Origin of the sequence: Luteibacter pinisoli, assembly GCF_006385595.1 — a bacterium.
Lineage (GTDB): Bacteria > Pseudomonadota > Gammaproteobacteria > Xanthomonadales > Rhodanobacteraceae > Luteibacter > Luteibacter pinisoli.
The window spans coordinates 3,164,002-3,178,031 of record NZ_CP041046.1; the positions used below are offsets into that span (position 1 = coordinate 3,164,002).

Here is a 14,030-nt window from a genome sequence, read left to right on the forward strand (position 1 = left end):
CGCCGGCAGGAACGTCACCCACAAAAAAGCCCGCGATCGCTCGCGGGCTTTTTTGTGTGCCTTGCAGCAGCCGATTACTCGGCGGCAGCAGCGGCGGCAGCAGCCTTCTTCGCAACCTTGGCGGCAGCGGCGGCAGCCACGTCTTCCTTGATGCGGGCAGCCTTGCCTTCCAGGCCACGCAGGAAGTACAGCTTGGCGCCACGAACCTTGCCCTTACGCTTCACTTCGACCGAGTCGATGGCCTGGCTGTGCGACTGGAACACGCGCTCGACGCCGGTGCCGTGCGAGATCTTGCGCACGGTGAAGGCGGAATGCAGACCGCGGCTGCGCTTGGCAATGACGACACCTTCGAACGCCTGGACGCGCTCGCGGTTGCCTTCCTTGACCTTGACGTTAACGACCACGGTGTCGCCAGGGCCGAAATCCGGCAGCTGGCGGGTGATCTGCTCGGCTTCGAACTGTTGGAGAAGTTTGTTCATGGCACACACCTGTTAATTTTTGTTACGGCGGTCGTCGCCGGCCGCGGCGTTTGGCCGTGCATAGTCACGGCGGAACTCATCCAGCAAAGCCCGGGATTCATCATCCAGGACCAGCTGCGTTAGCAAATCCGGCCGGCGCAGCCAGGTTCGACCTAGCGACTGCTTCCTGCGCCAGCGGCGAATGGCCGCGTGGTCACCAGAGAGCAGCACCTCCGGCACGCCACCCCATGCATCGTGCTGCACGGGACGGGTGTAGTGCGGGCAATCCAGCAAGCCGTCCGAGAACGAATCCTGCTGGTGGGACTGTGCATCGTTCAACGCACCGTCCTGCAGACGACCCACCGCATCGATAACCACCGCTGCGCCGAGCTCTCCGCCAGACAGCACATAATCGCCGATTGAGAGCTCTTCGTCGACCTCGTGCTGGACCAGGCGTTCGTCCACACCTTCATAACGTCCGCAGATCAGGGCAATTCGCGGCATGTTTGCCAGCGCTTCCACCCGTTTCTGCGTCAGCCGCGCGCCTTGCGGGCTGAGGTAAATCACGTGCACCGGCTCCGGTGCCGCCTCACGAATGGCTGCGAGCGCGGCCCGCAACGGATCGATCAGCATCACCATGCCCGGCCCACCGCCAAACGGGCGGCCGTCCACGGTGCGGTAATTGTCGGTGGCGAAGTCGCGCGGATTCCAGGTTTCCACCTGGAGCAGCTCGCGCTGCTGCGCCCTTCCCACCACCCCGATACCGGCCGACTGGCGGACGAAATCAGGAAACAGAGTAACCACGTCGATGCGCATGACCCGGCTACCGCTGCTTAAAACTCGGGGTCCCAGTCCACCACGATGCGGCCAGCGTCGAAATCGACGGACTGCACGTAGGGGCCCTGGACGAACGGAACCAGACGCTCCCTCTCACCATCCTTGACCACCATGACGTCGTTGGCGCCGGTGGAAAACAGATGGCTTACCCGGCCGAGCAGGACGGATTCCGTGGTGACGACCTCAAGACCTTCGAGATCGACCCAGTAGAACTCGCCCGGGGCGGGCGGCGGCAGCAGATCGCGCGAAACCGTGATTTCGCAACCGACCAGCGTGGCCGCCTGGTCGCGATCCTCGATACCTGGCAGGGAGGCAACCATGCCCTTGCCCTGCGCGTTACCGCGGATCCCGCTCATCTCCCGTTCCACGCCCGGCGCGGTCAGCAGCCAGGGCTGGTACCGGAAGATCTGGAGGCGGGGCTCGGTCCAGCTTTCAAGCTTGACCTGGCCCTGCACACCATGGAGCCCAACGATGCGCCCTACGCGGACGCGCCTGCCAGGCTCAGTCGACATCAGGCAGCCAGCTTGCCGGCTTCCTTGACGAGCGCGCGGACCTTATCGGTCAGCTGAGCGCCCTTGGCCACCCAGGCGTTGACCTTGGCGACGTCGAGCTCGAGACGCTTATCAGCGCCCGAAGCGACCGGGTTGTAGTAGCCAACACGCTCGATGTTACGACCGTCGCGCGGGCTGCGCTGGTCGGTCACAACGATGTGATAAAACGGACGGCCCTTGGCGCCACCGCGCGAAAGACGAATCTTGACCATAAGTTACGTGCTCCAGAGTGCCGGATGCCGGCAAAGCGCGCGCGAGAAGCGGGCGCGGTAAAGCCGGACATTTTAGCTAAAGTTTTCAGAAATGGAAGTACCTGCGGGCACTTCCGTGGCCTTACGGCCGATTTAGCGGGGCGGCATCATCCCGCCCATGCCGCCCATGCCTTTCATCGCGCCACGCATCTGGCGCATCAGGCCCTTGCTGCCACCCTTGGACAGCTTGGACATCATCTTTTCCATCTGCATGAACTGCTTGAGCAGGCGGTTGACGTCCGCCGGCTGGGTACCCGAGCCGCGTGCGACACGGGCCTTGCGCGAGCCGTTCAGGAGATCCGGGTGACGGCGCTCCTTCTTGGTCATCGAGCCGATGATGGCGACCATCTTGTTCAGCTCACCGTCGTTGACCTTCGACTTGACGTTCTCAGGCAGGCTGGAGACGCCGGGTAGCTTGTCCATCAGGCCGGCCAGGCCGCCCATGTTGTTCATCTGCTCGAGCTGGTCGCGCATGTCGTTGAGATCGAAGCGCTTGCCCTTCATGACCTTCTCGGCCAGCTTCTGGGCTTTCTCGTGATCGACCTTGCGCTCGACCTCTTCGACCAGCGACAGGACGTCGCCCATGCCGAGGATGCGCTGCGCGACGCGGTCCGGATGGAACGGCTCCAGCGCGTCGGTCTTCTCGCCGGCGCCCAGGAACTTGATGGGGCGGCCGGTGACATAGCGGACCGACAGGGCGGCACCGCCACGGGCATCGCCGTCGGTCTTGGTCAGCACGACGCCGGTGAGCGGCAGCGCGTCCGCGAACGCCTTGGCGACGTTGGCGGCATCCTGGCCGGTCATTGAATCGACGACGAACAGGGTTTCAATCGGATCCAGGGCGCCGTGGAGGGCCTTGATCTCGTCCATCATCGCGGCGTCGACGTGCAGGCGGCCGGCGGTATCCACCAGCAGCACGTCGATCACTTCGCGGCGGGCGGCGGCCACGGCGGCCTTCGCGATGTCCACCGGATTCTGGCCCGCTTCGGACGGGAAGAACGACACCTCGACCTGGGACGCGAGCGTGCGCAGCTGTTCGATCGCCGCCGGACGGTAGACGTCGCAGCTGACGACCATCACGCGCTTCTTCTTGCGCTCCTTCAGGAAGCGGGCGAGCTTGGCGACGGTGGTGGTTTTACCCGCACCCTGCAGGCCGGCCATGAGGACCACGGCGGGCGGCTGGGCGGCGAGGTTCAGCTCGCTGTTGGCGGCGCCCATGACGGCGGTGAGCTCGTCGCTGACGACCTTCACCAGCGCCTGGCCCGGGGACAGGCTCTTGAGCACGTCCTGGCCGACAGCGCGGACCTTCACGCGCTCGACCAGCGCCTTCACCACCGGCAGGGCCACGTCGGCCTCGAGCAGGGCGATGCGGACTTCGCGCAGGGTCTCGCGGATGTTTTCTTCGGTCAGCCGGCCGCGACCACGCAGGCGGTTAACGGTGTCGGATAGGCGTTGGCTGAGCGATTCAAACATGGCGAGAGCCGTCGGGGATGCCGTAAACGACGAATTATAGCTGGTTACCGTCGCATAAGAGAGCCGGGCACAAATGCCACTGTGTCGCATTCCGCTCCCCTGCCCCGCTATGCCACACTGCGCGCCCATGATCGTCTCCCTTTCGCTGGCCGCCATCGTCCTGTACCTGTCCGCTGCCGGCGTCCTCGCCCGGCCGCTGGCCACGGGCGGGCAGCCGTTGCGGCGGGTGGGCATGGCGCTGGCGGGCGTCGCCGCCCTGGCCCATGCCGCCGTCCTGCTCGGTGCCCATCGCGGGACGCTGGACCTGCACTTCTTTGCGGCGCTGTCCCTGGTGGCGTGGATCGCGTCGGCCCTCACCCTGCTGGTGAACCTCTCGCGCCCGGTGGCCGGGCTGGGCATCCTGATCTTCCCGCTCACGGCCGCCTTCGTGGCGGTCGACGCGTTCCTCGCCCCGCGCACCGCGCCCATGGCGATGACCTGGCAGATCGAGATGCACGTGACGATCGCGGTGTTCGCGTTCGGCCTGCTGTCGATTGCCGCCGCGCTGGCCATCCTCCTGGCGATTCAGGAGCGGGCCCTGCGGCGCAGCCGTTTCGGCCACTGGCTGCGCGCCCTGCCCCCGCTGACGCTGACCGAAGTGCTGCTGTTCCGCCTGATCGGCGCCGGGTTCATCCTGCTCACCCTCACCCTGGTCACCGGCGCACTGTTCGTCGGCGACCTGTTCAGCCAGCACCTCGTGCACAAGACGGTGCTCTCGATCGTCGCCTGGGTGGTGTTCGGCGTGCTGCTGTGGGGCCGCTGGCGCCACGGCTGGCGCGGCATCCGCGCGGTGAATCTCACGCTCACCGGCATGGGCATCCTGCTGCTGGCGTTCTTCGGCACCAAGCTGGTGCTGGAATTGATCCTGCACCGCACCGCCTGACGGCTTATTCGCGGCTCGCGTCGATCGCCTGGGACAGCCGGTCCACCGCAATCACTTCCATGTCGCCGACGCGACCGCGCTTGGGCGCATTGGCCGCCGGCACCACGGCGCGACGGAAACCGTGCGTCGCCGCTTCCTTCAGGCGCTCTTCGCCGTTGGGCACCGGGCGAATTTCACCCGACAGGCCCACTTCGCCGAAGGCGATGGTTTTCTCCGGCAACGGCCGGTCGCGCAGGCTGGACAGCACGGCCATCAGCACCGGCACGTCGGAGGCCGTTTCCTGCACACGAATGCCGCCGACCACGTTGACGAACACGTCCTGGTCGTACGCCGCGACACCGCCGTGGCGGTGCAGGACGGCCAGCAGCATCGCCAGGCGATTCTGCTCCAGGCCCAGCACCACGCGGCGCGGATTACTGAGCGAGGACTGATCGACCAGCGCCTGTACCTCCACCAGCAGCGGCCGCGTGCCTTCGCGGGTGACCATGACCGCACTGCCCGGCGTCGGGCCCGCATGGGAGGAAAGGAAGATCGCCGATGGGTTGGGCACTTCGCGCAGGCCCTTTTCGGACATCGCGAACACACCGAGTTCGTTCACCGCGCCGAAGCGGTTCTTGAAGGCGCGCAGCACGCGGAAGCGGCTGCCGGACTCGCCTTCGAAATACAGCACCGCGTCGACCATGTGCTCGAGCACGCGCGGGCCGGCGATGCCGCCCTCCTTGGTGACGTGGCCCACGAGGAACACGGACGTACCGGTTTCCTTCGCGAAGCGCGTGAGCTTGGCCGCGGATTCGCGCACCTGGCTCACCGAGCCCGGGGCGGCGGTGAGCATCTCCGTCCAGATGGTCTGGATGGAATCGATGACCAGCACGCGCGGACGCGCCGACGCGGCCTGTTCAAGAATCCGCTCAATGCAGGTTTCCGCCAGGGCATGCAGCGGCGCCAGCGGCAAATCGAGGCGCTGGGCGCGGCCGGCGACCTGGGCCAGTGATTCCTCGCCGGTGACATACAGGCTCGGCAACACGGCGCCCAACGTGCCCAGCATCTGCAGCAGCAGGGTGGACTTGCCGATGCCCGGGTCGCCGCCGATGAGGACGACGGATCCGTCGACGAGGCCACCGCCGAGCACGCGGTCGAGCTCACCGATGCCGGTGTTCGTGCGCGCTTCCGCGGTCAGCAGCACTTCGGTCAGCGGCGTGATCTGCGGTGCGCCTGCCGCGGCGCCCGCGTAGCCGCCCCGACGCGCACCCGGCGTGGCCACGGCGTTCGGCTTGGCCGGCTGCAGGACGAATTCGGTGAGCACGTTCCACTCGGCGCATTCGGCGCACTGGCCCTGCCACTTGCTGTGTTCGGCGCCGCACTGGGTGCAGACGTAGGCGGTCTTGGCCTTGGCCATGGGTATCCGTGTTCGATGGGGAGCTGGCGGAAGGTATAGCGCAGGTGCGTCGCACGCCACGATACCAGCCGGCGGATCAGCCTTCGTCGTCGACGAAGAGCACGCGGCGGGTCATGCCACAGGTGAGGTCGTACGAAATTGTCCCCGCGGCGGCGGCCACGGTCTCCACCGGCAGGCCGGCACCCCACAGCGTGACCCGGTCGCCCACGCGGGCATCGGGGACGCCACGCAGGTCGAGGGTAATCAGATCCATCGATACGCGCCCGACCAGCGGCGCCAGCTGCCCGTTCACCAGGACAGGCGTTCCCTGCACGGCGCTGCGCGGGTAGCCATCGCCGTAGCCGATCGCGGCCACGCCCACGGCCATGTCTTCGGGGCAGGTGTACGTGCCGTTGTAGCCGACACGCTCGCCCCTGGCCAGCTGGTTGATGGCCACCAGGCGCGTGGTGAGCGTCATCGCGGGACGGAAACCGAAATCGGCGCCACTGCGGCCCTCCACCACCGAGAGACCGTAGAGCAGGCCGCCCGTGCGCACCCAGTCACCGCGCGCATCCGGCCAGCCGAGGACGGCCGCGGAATTGGACAGGGCACGCGGGCCCTCGAGCCCGTCGGTGGCCTCGCGGAATCGCTGGATCTGCAACGCGGTATCGCGCCCCTCGAATTCCTCCGACGACGCGAAATGGGTCATCAGGCCCACCTCCGGTGCGATGGCGGGCATGGCCGTGAGCAGGGCGTGCACCTCGCGGGCACGGGCCGGCGCGAAGCCCAACCGGTGCATCCCGGTATCCACCTTGATCCAGACCGTAAGCGCGCCCCGCGCGGCATCGGCCCGGGCCAGCCACGGAAGCTGCGCATCGTGGTGGATCAGGGCTTCGAGCTTCAGGCGCTGCATCTCGGCGATATCCGCCGGCGTATCCGGCCCCGACAGCACGACGATCCGCTGGCGATGCCCGGCGGCACGAAGGCGCAGGCCGTCGGCGATCGCGGCGACGGCGAACGCCTCGGCCTCGCTATCCAGCGCCCGTGCCACACGCTCCAGGCCGTGGCCGTAGGCATCAGCCTTCACCACGGCCATCACGCGCGCGCCGGACGCCAGGGCGCGCACGCGCGCCAGGTTATGGCGCAGGGCACCGAGGTGGATGGTGGCAACGGTGGTACGGCTCATGGGCAACAGCACTTCGATATCACGAACGCCTAGGATAGCCGCTCAGCCCGGGCACCCGCATGGCGCGAAAGAGGCAGGCGACGGCGCGTCGCCTGCCCGTGGCATTACTTCGCCAGGTTGAAGTGCTCGGACGAGAGCCAGCCGCGATTGCCGTGCTCGTCTTCCACCTCCCAGAGGAGGCCGCTCTTCTGGCCGGTGGGGTACACCGTCATACCGGGCTCCAGGGAGCGAACGATCTTCGATGTCGGCTGGGTGGTCGTGCGCATGGCCGTCGCCCGGCTTACGGTGCCCGTCTGGCGCGTATTCGCCGCTGCCGCGTTCGACGGCAGGCCACCCAGTTCGTCGACGAGCTTCGTGTACGCGTCGAGATAGGCTGCGGTGATGACCTGGCCCTGGGTGGTGCTGGCGTAGGCGCCGACCGCCGCACTTCCACCCGCAGCCGAACCCCACAGTCCGCCACCACCACCGAAGCCGATATCGTTCTTCTCGCCGTGCCCTTCGACCATGGCCACCTGCTCGGAGGACCGCACGTCAGTGACGGTAAGCACCACGTCGGCCGTCTTCGAATTCAGCGTGATGCTGCTGGCGAGGCGGCCAGCGGACCCACCGATAAGACCGCCGACCAGCGCGCCGACAGCGGCGCCACCCGCGTCGCGGTTGCTCGCCACGAGGTCCGGCACCATCACGTAATCGGCCGCCTTGATCTGGCCCTTGCCGAGATTGGAGCCGCCACGCAGATCGCCACCGGCAGCCAGCTCACGCTCGCGCATCGCGGCACCCATGCCCATGCCGCGATCCACCAGCGTGAAGCAGCCGGATTTCTGCACGAACACCTTGATGAGCCGGGTGGGCGAAGGCAGCTGCTGTTCCGTCCACCAGTGCACATTGCCTTCGGGTTCGACGACGGAAATACTGCCGAGCTTCTTGCCGCACTTCGGAATGGCCTGAACCTTCGCCTCGTGCTCGCGCTGCTGCTTGGTGACCAGCGGGTTCGTGGCGTTGCACGCCGACAGCGCGAACGAGGCGCTGATAGCCGCCGCGACGATCGCGGCGGTTTTGTTGAAGCGTTCCATGAGTAATCCCTGTCCTTGCGCGCCCGAAAAAAAGAACCTGCCCGAGGTGTGGGCGCCAGGGCGGACAGGCTGTCGTGAGACCGGGAAATGCTATCGGTCATCACGCAAGGACTGGGCTAGGACTACTCCTAAAAGTGCGTGCGAATTAGCCAGTGCGACGCGTCAGCGCATGCTGACATTCGTCGCCGGCTTTTCAGCGAGCGCCGCATCGATGGCCTTCTGCGCGAGCGGTGCCATGATCGTGTAGCCCGCTGCGTTCGGATGCAGGCCATCACCACTAAGGTCCGCACGCAAGCTGCCCGTGCTGTCGACGGTCGCGCTGAAGTAATCGATATAACCGAGCTTCTCGCGCGTGGTGTAGTCCTTGATCCACGCATTCAAGGCCAGGATCGTCGCCGGCGGCCGGCGCTCGCTGGACGTCGCGTCGGTGTAGTTGCTGATCGGCAGCAGGCTGGCGATCACCACGCGAATGCCGTGGGCGCGGGCCAGCTCGGCCATCGACATGAGATTGTTCTCGATCATCGCCAGCGTCGACGGACCGGTGTTGCCGGCAATGTCATTCGTTCCCGCCAGGATGACGACCACCGCAGGCTTCAGGTCGATGACGTCGGCGCGGAAACGCACCAGCATCTGCGGCGTGGTCTGTCCACTGATGCCGCGGTTGATATAGCCCTTGCCGGGGAAGAACTCGCCGGTGGAACGGCCCCAGTTGTCGGTGATCGAATCACCGTAGAACACCACGCGCTTCTCGCCGGCTTTCAGCGGCGGCACGGCTTCGTCGTCCTTCGCATAACGCCCTAGCTGCGGCCAGTCATTGAGGTGCTTTTCGATATCGGCGCGCTGGTCGGGGGTGAGGTGCTCCGGGACGGTCTGGCGTTCCGACGCCAGTGCCGAACCACCCATGAAGACGAGAACCAGGACCATGATCCACTGACGCGGCATACGGTAGTGCTCCTGTGGGATGTCAGCGGAAGTCTAGCGCGGGATCGTCGATCGGTTCTGTGACCAGGACACGGCGGTCCGTCTCGTACTGGTGGGTGACCCGCCACGGCCCCTCGCGGCCCTGCCGGGGCAGCTGGGCCTCGCCGCGCAGCACGTAGCCGGCATGCAGGGCATCCATGATGCACGTCGCCAGTGCCTCCGCGGCCGGCGCACGGGGCACGGCCACGCGCGCACCGTGCTCGTCCATCCGCTGCAGCAGGCGGCAGACGTACTGCGCGGCGAGGTCCACCTTCAGCGTCCATGAGGCGTTGATGTAGCCGAACAGCACGGCCATGTTCGGCACGCCCTCCAGCAGCACGCCCTTGTACGTCAACAGGCGGCCCGGCTCGCAGGGCACGCCATCGATGTCGAGCGTCATGCCGCCGAGTACCTGGAGCTGGAAGCCGGTGGCGGCGATGACGATGTCAGCGTCGATCGTCGCACCCGACGCCAGGCGCACGCCGCCCGCCTCGAAGCCCGCCACCGTGTCCGTGCGCACCGATGCCCTGCCCTCGCGCAGCGCCTCGAACAGGTCATGGTCGGGAACGACGCAGAGTCGCTGTGTCCATGGATCGTAGCCGGGCGAAAAGTCCGCCATCGATGTCTCGCCGCGCAGGCCACGGCGGACGCCGGCAAGGAGCAACGCGCGCACGCGCGCCGGCCAGCGCATGGCCGCGCGATAGAGCAGGCGCTGCAGCTTGATATTGCGCCAGCGCGCCATGGCGTACACCCAGCGCTTCGGCAGCACATGCAGCAACGCCGCCGAGATGGCATCGCGCGACGGCACCGACATGACGTACCCCGGCGAGCGCTGCACCATGGTGACGTGCGCCGCCTCCCGTGCCAGTGCGGGTACCAGGGTGATCGCGGTGGCACCGCTGCCGATGACCACGACGTGCTTGCCGCGCCAGTCAAGGTCGGCCGGCCAGTGCTGGGGATGGACGAAGCGCCCTTCGTAGCGCTCGCGTTGCGGGAAGTCGGGCACGTAGCCCTGGTCGTAGGCGTAGTACCCCGTGCAGCCGACCACGAAGCTGGCACTGAACCGGTGCACGGCCCCGGCATCGTCACGCGCGTCCACCGTCCACATGGCCGCCGCGGAGGACCAGGCCGCATGGACCACCTGCACGCCAAAGCGGATGCGTTCTTCGATCGCGTATTCGCGGGCGGTGGCCACGACGTAATCACGAATCGACGGCCCGTCCGCCAGCACCTTCAGGTCATGCCACGGCCGGAAGCCGAAGCCAAACGTGAACATGTCGGAATCGGACCGTACCCCGGGGTAGCGGAACAGGTCCCAGGTGCCGCCGATGGCCTGGCGCCGCTCGAGGATGCCGACGCGCTTCCCCGGGCAGACGATGGCCAGTCGGCACGCCATGCCGACGCCGGACAGGCCGGCGCCGATGATCAGGACATCGAAGTGCTCGGTGCTCATGCGCAACCCCCGTCGCCATGACGGAGGTTACGCCGATCAGTCGAAGCTGCCCACGTAGGAGTCGGGGGTCCAGTTTTCGAACTTGGTGTAGTGGCCGAGGAAGGCCAGCTTCACGGTGTCGGTGGGGCCGTTACGCTGCTTGCCGATGATGATTTCGGCCAGGCCCTTATCCGGCGACTCCTTGTTGTAGTAGTCGTCGCGGTAGATGAACATGATGACGTCCGCATCCTGCTCGATAGCGCCCGACTCGCGAAGGTCGGACATCATCGGGCGCTTGTCGGCACGCTGCTCCAGCGAGCGGTTCAGCTGGGAAAGCGCGATCACCGGCACGTTCAGTTCCTTCGCCAGGGCCTTCAGGCCACGGGAGATCTCCGAGATTTCCGTCGCGCGGTTTTCGCTGTTGCCCGGCACCTGCATCAGCTGCAGGTAGTCGATGACGATCAGGCCGAGGCCGTGCTCACGCTGCAGGCGACGCGAACGCGAACGCATTTCCACCGGCGACATCGCCGGCGTGTCATCGATGAAGATCTTGGCCTCGGAAAGCATGGTGATTGCCGAGGTGACACGCGGCCAGTCTTCCTCGGCGAGGTCGCCGTTACGCAGGTGCTGCGCATGGATGCGGCCCAGCGAGGAGATCAGGCGGAAGGCCAGCTGCGAGGCGGACATTTCCATCGAGAACACCGCGACGGCCTTCTTGCTGCGCATGGCCGCGGCTTCGGCAAGGTTCAGCGCGAACGCGGTCTTACCCATCGACGGACGCGCCGCGACGATGATCAGGTCGGAGGGCTGCAGGCCCGCCGTCAGTTCGTCGAGGTCGGTAAAGCCGGTGGAAAGGCCGGTGAGCTGGCCGCGATTTTCGTAACGCTCGGTCAGCATGCGGAACGCATCGCTGACGGCCTCACGCATGGAGACGATGTCCTTCTTGCCGCGCGCACCGGATTCCGCGATACGGAACACGCGCTGCTCGGCCAGCTCCATCACTTCCTGGACGCTCTTGCCCTCGGGGCGAAAACCATCTTCGGTAATGGCCGTGCCGGCGTCGATCAGCTTGCGCAGCACGGATTTCTCGCGAACGATGTCGCCATAGGCGGCGATGTTGGCCGCGCTCGGCGTCGAGTTGGCCAGCTCCAGCAGGTAGGCCGGGCCGCCCATCATTTCGTCCATGCCGTTGGACTGGAACCATTCGCCGAGCGTGATGGCGTCGCAGGGCATGCCCTTGCCGGCCAGCTCGTTGATGGCCCGCCAGATCATCCGATGGTCCTTGCGGTAGAAATCCTCGTCGTTGAGCTTGTCGGCCACCTTGTCCAGCGCATCCGGCGAGAGCATCAGGCCGCCCAGCACCGCCTGCTCCGCTTCAATGGAGTTCGGTGGAACGCGCAGGGCGTCAAAGGCGGAAGGCTCGCGGCGGCGGCGTTCGCCGCGCTCACCGCGTTCGCCGCGGTTGCCGCGCTCGGGATTGAAGGACATGGATTACCTCGTCATGCAGGCGGCGCTTACCCGGGTCCGGGTCGCCGTATGGGCATGATACGCGCAGGGGTCGCACGCGTTGAGAGGATAAGTCTGTGGATAACTTGTGGGAAACGCCGCGGCCAGCCTATTTCGGGGCCTTGCCGTACCGATATTCGCCGATCAGCCACAGTTTCCGCTCATCCACGCCGTGACGATGGGCGCGGAAATCACCGTATTGCAGCTCCAGCGTAAACCCACGCCCCAGATCGACCAGGGCGCCCACATCCACTTCGTCACCCAGCATGGCGCGTCCCTGCACGGGCCGGAAATGCCGGTAGGTCACCTGCCAGTTCACCGGCCGGCCCACGTCCACGCGGCCCAGCAAGCCGACGTAGCGCTCGCGCAAGCCACTGTTGGGAATACGGAAAGCCACCACCCAGCCGTTGAACGCGCGCGCCGCGCCGTAGGCGACGTTCACGGCGTGGCGGCCGTCACCATCGAGCTTTTCCTCACCCACGCGCGCTGAAAGCGCTCTGTAGCCGATGGTCGCATCAAGCAGGTGGTAACCGAGGCTGAAGCGGCCGGGATTGTTGGCGTAGTCGTATTGCCGCGCCGCCTCGGCGGTCCAGCTAACGGCGAAACCCTCGCTTCCGAGGGACTGCGTGCCCGTATAGCGCATGCCAAGCGTTTTCACGGAGTTGGCCGACACCGTCTCGTTGCGGACGAAGTAGCCGTAGGCGGTGAGCGTACCGACCGGCAGCTGCTGGTCGGCGTGCAGCAGGTGGGCGTCGAGCTGCCAGCGGCGCTGGTCGCGATCGCGGAAATCGGCGCCCACCGTGCGATTGACCCGGCCTAGCCAGTAGTAGTCCAGCATCGCGCCCTGCCAGGCTTTCCACGCCATGTGGATGCCATCGAATGACTGCAGGTTCTGCCGCCACGGGTTGTTGCTGAAGAAGCGCCCGTTATCCAGCCGCACGTACTGGCGGCCGGCGCGCACGGCGACATCGCCCTGGCCGTACTGGACCCATGCGTTTGTGATGCCCGTGGACGCCGGGTCCGCCTCGGTCGGATACGGCGTGATGCGGGCGGAGCCGTCGTCGTACTGCTGCCCGAACAGGGACCAGGTGCGGATGCCCTCGCCGTAAGCGCTCCACTGCTCATTGATGCGCCACAGGTAGCCGAGCTGGAGTCGCTGGGTGTTCGCGTGGCCGCGCCGCGGCTTCCCATCCGAATGCAGGTTGCTATAGCGGTAGCGCGTCTCGATGTACGGCGCGCTTTCCGGGGGCCCTTCGGCCGCAAAGGCGGACATCCCCGCCATCGAACTTCCGGCCATGCCCATGCACGACCGCCACCACCATTGTTTCATTGCCCATCGATCCTGCCTGCGTCACCGGCGAATGTAGGCAGATGAGCGCCGGCGCGCCAAGGCAACGGGAGGGCAGCCCTTGTGTGGCGCGGCCTGCAAGCGGCAGGCAATGCGTCACACGCACGCGAGGACCTGAGAAATGTAGGAGTGGTCGGGCGCAAAAAGAAAACGGGCGCCCATGGGGCGCCCGTTTCCAGATACAGCAGGTAGTGCGGAGCTTACGCGCCGACGACCTTGACCTTGACCGTCTGCTGCACATCGGCGTGGAGGACGACAGTGACTTCGTACTCGCCGGTGTTGCGGAACGGGCCTTCGGCCTGGATGACTTCGCTCTTGTCGACGTCGAGGCCCTTCGCGGTGAGCGCTTCGGCCACGTCACGCGGGGTGACCGAGCCGAACAGCTTGCCTTCCGGCGAAGCGTTCACTTCGATGGTGACTTCGGCGTTCTCGAGCTTGGCAGCACGGCCTTCGGCGCCCGACAGCTGTTCCTTCGCCTTGGCTTCGTACTCGGCGCGACGCGCTTCGAACGCTTCCAGGTTGGCGGCGGTGGCGCGAGCGGCCTTGCCGGTCGGGAGGAGGAAGTTACGACCGTAACCCGGCTTGACGTTGACCTTGTCGCCGAGGTTACCGAGGTTCTTCACCTTCTCAAGAAGAATGAGTTCCATGGGGTATTCCT

14 protein-coding genes are annotated in these 14,030 nt (G+C 66.4%); 1 reads left to right on the plus strand and 13 read right to left on the minus strand.

Annotated features, from left to right (window positions below; all coding sequences use genetic code 11):
- Positions 1 to 74 precede the first annotated feature (74 nt).
- From rplS to ffh, 5 genes are all read right to left on the minus strand, one after another.
- Positions 75 to 479, minus strand: a complete 405-nt coding sequence (gene rplS / locus FIV34_RS14400) for a 50S ribosomal protein L19 (protein WP_139983891.1) — start codon at positions 477 to 479, stop codon at positions 75 to 77.
- Positions 480 to 491: 12 nt separating this feature from the next.
- Positions 492 to 1,274, minus strand: coding sequence for a tRNA (guanosine(37)-N1)-methyltransferase TrmD (trmD, locus tag FIV34_RS14405; protein WP_139983893.1), 783 nt, complete (start codon positions 1,272 to 1,274; stop codon positions 492 to 494).
- 17 nt (positions 1,275 to 1,291) lie between these two features.
- On the minus strand, positions 1,292 to 1,807 hold the full coding sequence (rimM, locus tag FIV34_RS14410) for a ribosome maturation factor RimM (protein ID WP_139983895.1): 516 nt from the start codon (positions 1,805 to 1,807) through the stop codon (positions 1,292 to 1,294).
- Positions 1,807 to 2,058 (minus strand): 30S ribosomal protein S16, encoded by a 252-nt coding sequence (rpsP, locus tag FIV34_RS14415; protein WP_139983897.1) that lies wholly within the window; start codon positions 2,056 to 2,058, stop codon positions 1,807 to 1,809. The genes rimM and rpsP overlap by 1 nt, the downstream gene beginning before the upstream one ends.
- A 132-nt stretch (positions 2,059 to 2,190) precedes the next feature.
- Positions 2,191 to 3,570, minus strand: a complete 1,380-nt coding sequence (gene ffh, locus FIV34_RS14420; protein ID WP_139983899.1) for a signal recognition particle protein — start codon at positions 3,568 to 3,570, stop codon at positions 2,191 to 2,193.
- 127 nt (positions 3,571 to 3,697) lie between these two features.
- Between ffh and FIV34_RS14425 the strand changes: the two genes are divergently transcribed.
- Complete coding sequence (locus FIV34_RS14425) at positions 3,698 to 4,492, plus strand: cytochrome C assembly family protein (protein ID WP_139983901.1); 795 nt, start codon at positions 3,698 to 3,700, stop codon at positions 4,490 to 4,492.
- A gap of 4 nt (positions 4,493 to 4,496) precedes the next feature.
- On the opposite strand, the gene radA is transcribed toward FIV34_RS14425, so the two are convergent.
- The 8 genes from radA to rplI form a co-directional block, all read right to left on the minus strand.
- Positions 4,497 to 5,888: a DNA repair protein RadA gene (radA, locus tag FIV34_RS14430; protein ID WP_139983903.1), complete on the minus strand. Its 1,392-nt coding sequence runs from the start codon at positions 5,886 to 5,888 to the stop codon at positions 4,497 to 4,499.
- 76 nt (positions 5,889 to 5,964) lie between these two features.
- The gene (alr, locus tag FIV34_RS14435) at positions 5,965 to 7,053 is read right to left on the minus strand and encodes an alanine racemase (RefSeq protein ID WP_139983905.1); all 1,089 of its coding nucleotides are present in this window, start codon (positions 7,051 to 7,053) and stop codon (positions 5,965 to 5,967) included.
- Positions 7,054 to 7,157: 104 nt separating this feature from the next.
- Positions 7,158 to 8,126, minus strand: coding sequence for a CsgG/HfaB family protein (locus FIV34_RS14440; protein WP_139983907.1), 969 nt, complete (start codon positions 8,124 to 8,126; stop codon positions 7,158 to 7,160).
- Between the two features lie 162 nt (positions 8,127 to 8,288).
- Positions 8,289 to 9,068, minus strand: a complete 780-nt coding sequence (locus FIV34_RS14445) for an SGNH/GDSL hydrolase family protein (RefSeq protein ID WP_139983908.1) — start codon at positions 9,066 to 9,068, stop codon at positions 8,289 to 8,291.
- A 22-nt stretch (positions 9,069 to 9,090) separates the two neighbouring features.
- Positions 9,091 to 10,539 carry a flavin-containing monooxygenase gene (locus tag FIV34_RS14450; RefSeq protein WP_139983910.1) on the minus strand — a complete coding sequence of 483 codons (1,449 nt, stop codon included), beginning with the start codon at positions 10,537 to 10,539 and terminating at the stop codon, positions 9,091 to 9,093.
- 36 nt (positions 10,540 to 10,575) lie between these two features.
- Entirely contained in the window at positions 10,576 to 12,006 is a 1,431-nt protein-coding gene (locus FIV34_RS14455) for a replicative DNA helicase (RefSeq protein WP_139983912.1), read from the minus strand.
- Between the two features lie 127 nt (positions 12,007 to 12,133).
- Positions 12,134 to 13,306 (minus strand): alginate export family protein, encoded by a 1,173-nt coding sequence (locus tag FIV34_RS14460; RefSeq protein WP_170207632.1) that lies wholly within the window; start codon positions 13,304 to 13,306, stop codon positions 12,134 to 12,136.
- A 266-nt stretch (positions 13,307 to 13,572) separates the two neighbouring features.
- Positions 13,573 to 14,019, minus strand: coding sequence for a 50S ribosomal protein L9 (rplI, locus tag FIV34_RS14465; RefSeq protein WP_139983916.1), 447 nt, complete (start codon positions 14,017 to 14,019; stop codon positions 13,573 to 13,575).
- Between the last annotated feature and the right edge of the window lie 11 nt (positions 14,020 to 14,030).

Bases quoted from the DNA above. Each gene is read 5' to 3' on its own strand.
- rplS (WP_139983891.1), bottom strand. From the start codon at position 479: ATGAACAAACTTCTCCAACAGTTCGAAGCCGAGCAGATCACCCGCCAG.
- trmD (WP_139983893.1), bottom strand. From the start codon at position 1,274: ATGCGCATCGACGTGGTTACTCTGTTTCCTGATTTCGTCCGCCAGTCG.
- rimM (WP_139983895.1), bottom strand. From the start codon at position 1,807: ATGTCGACTGAGCCTGGCAGGCGCGTCCGCGTAGGGCGCATCGTTGGG.
- rpsP (WP_139983897.1), bottom strand. From the start codon at position 2,058: ATGGTCAAGATTCGTCTTTCGCGCGGTGGCGCCAAGGGCCGTCCGTTT.
- ffh (WP_139983899.1), bottom strand. From the start codon at position 3,570: ATGTTTGAATCGCTCAGCCAACGCCTATCCGACACCGTTAACCGCCTG.
- FIV34_RS14425 (WP_139983901.1), top strand. From the start codon at position 3,698: ATGATCGTCTCCCTTTCGCTGGCCGCCATCGTCCTGTACCTGTCCGCT.
- radA (WP_139983903.1), bottom strand. From the start codon at position 5,888: ATGGCCAAGGCCAAGACCGCCTACGTCTGCACCCAGTGCGGCGCCGAA.
- alr (WP_139983905.1), bottom strand. From the start codon at position 7,053: ATGAGCCGTACCACCGTTGCCACCATCCACCTCGGTGCCCTGCGCCAT.
- FIV34_RS14440 (WP_139983907.1), bottom strand. From the start codon at position 8,126: ATGGAACGCTTCAACAAAACCGCCGCGATCGTCGCGGCGGCTATCAGC.
- FIV34_RS14445 (WP_139983908.1), bottom strand. From the start codon at position 9,068: ATGCCGCGTCAGTGGATCATGGTCCTGGTTCTCGTCTTCATGGGTGGT.
- FIV34_RS14450 (WP_139983910.1), bottom strand. From the start codon at position 10,539: ATGAGCACCGAGCACTTCGATGTCCTGATCATCGGCGCCGGCCTGTCC.
- FIV34_RS14455 (WP_139983912.1), bottom strand. From the start codon at position 12,006: ATGTCCTTCAATCCCGAGCGCGGCAACCGCGGCGAACGCGGTGAGCGC.
- FIV34_RS14460 (WP_170207632.1), bottom strand. From the start codon at position 13,306: ATGGCGGGGATGTCCGCCTTTGCGGCCGAAGGGCCCCCGGAAAGCGCG.
- rplI (WP_139983916.1), bottom strand. From the start codon at position 14,019: ATGGAACTCATTCTTCTTGAGAAGGTGAAGAACCTCGGTAACCTCGGC.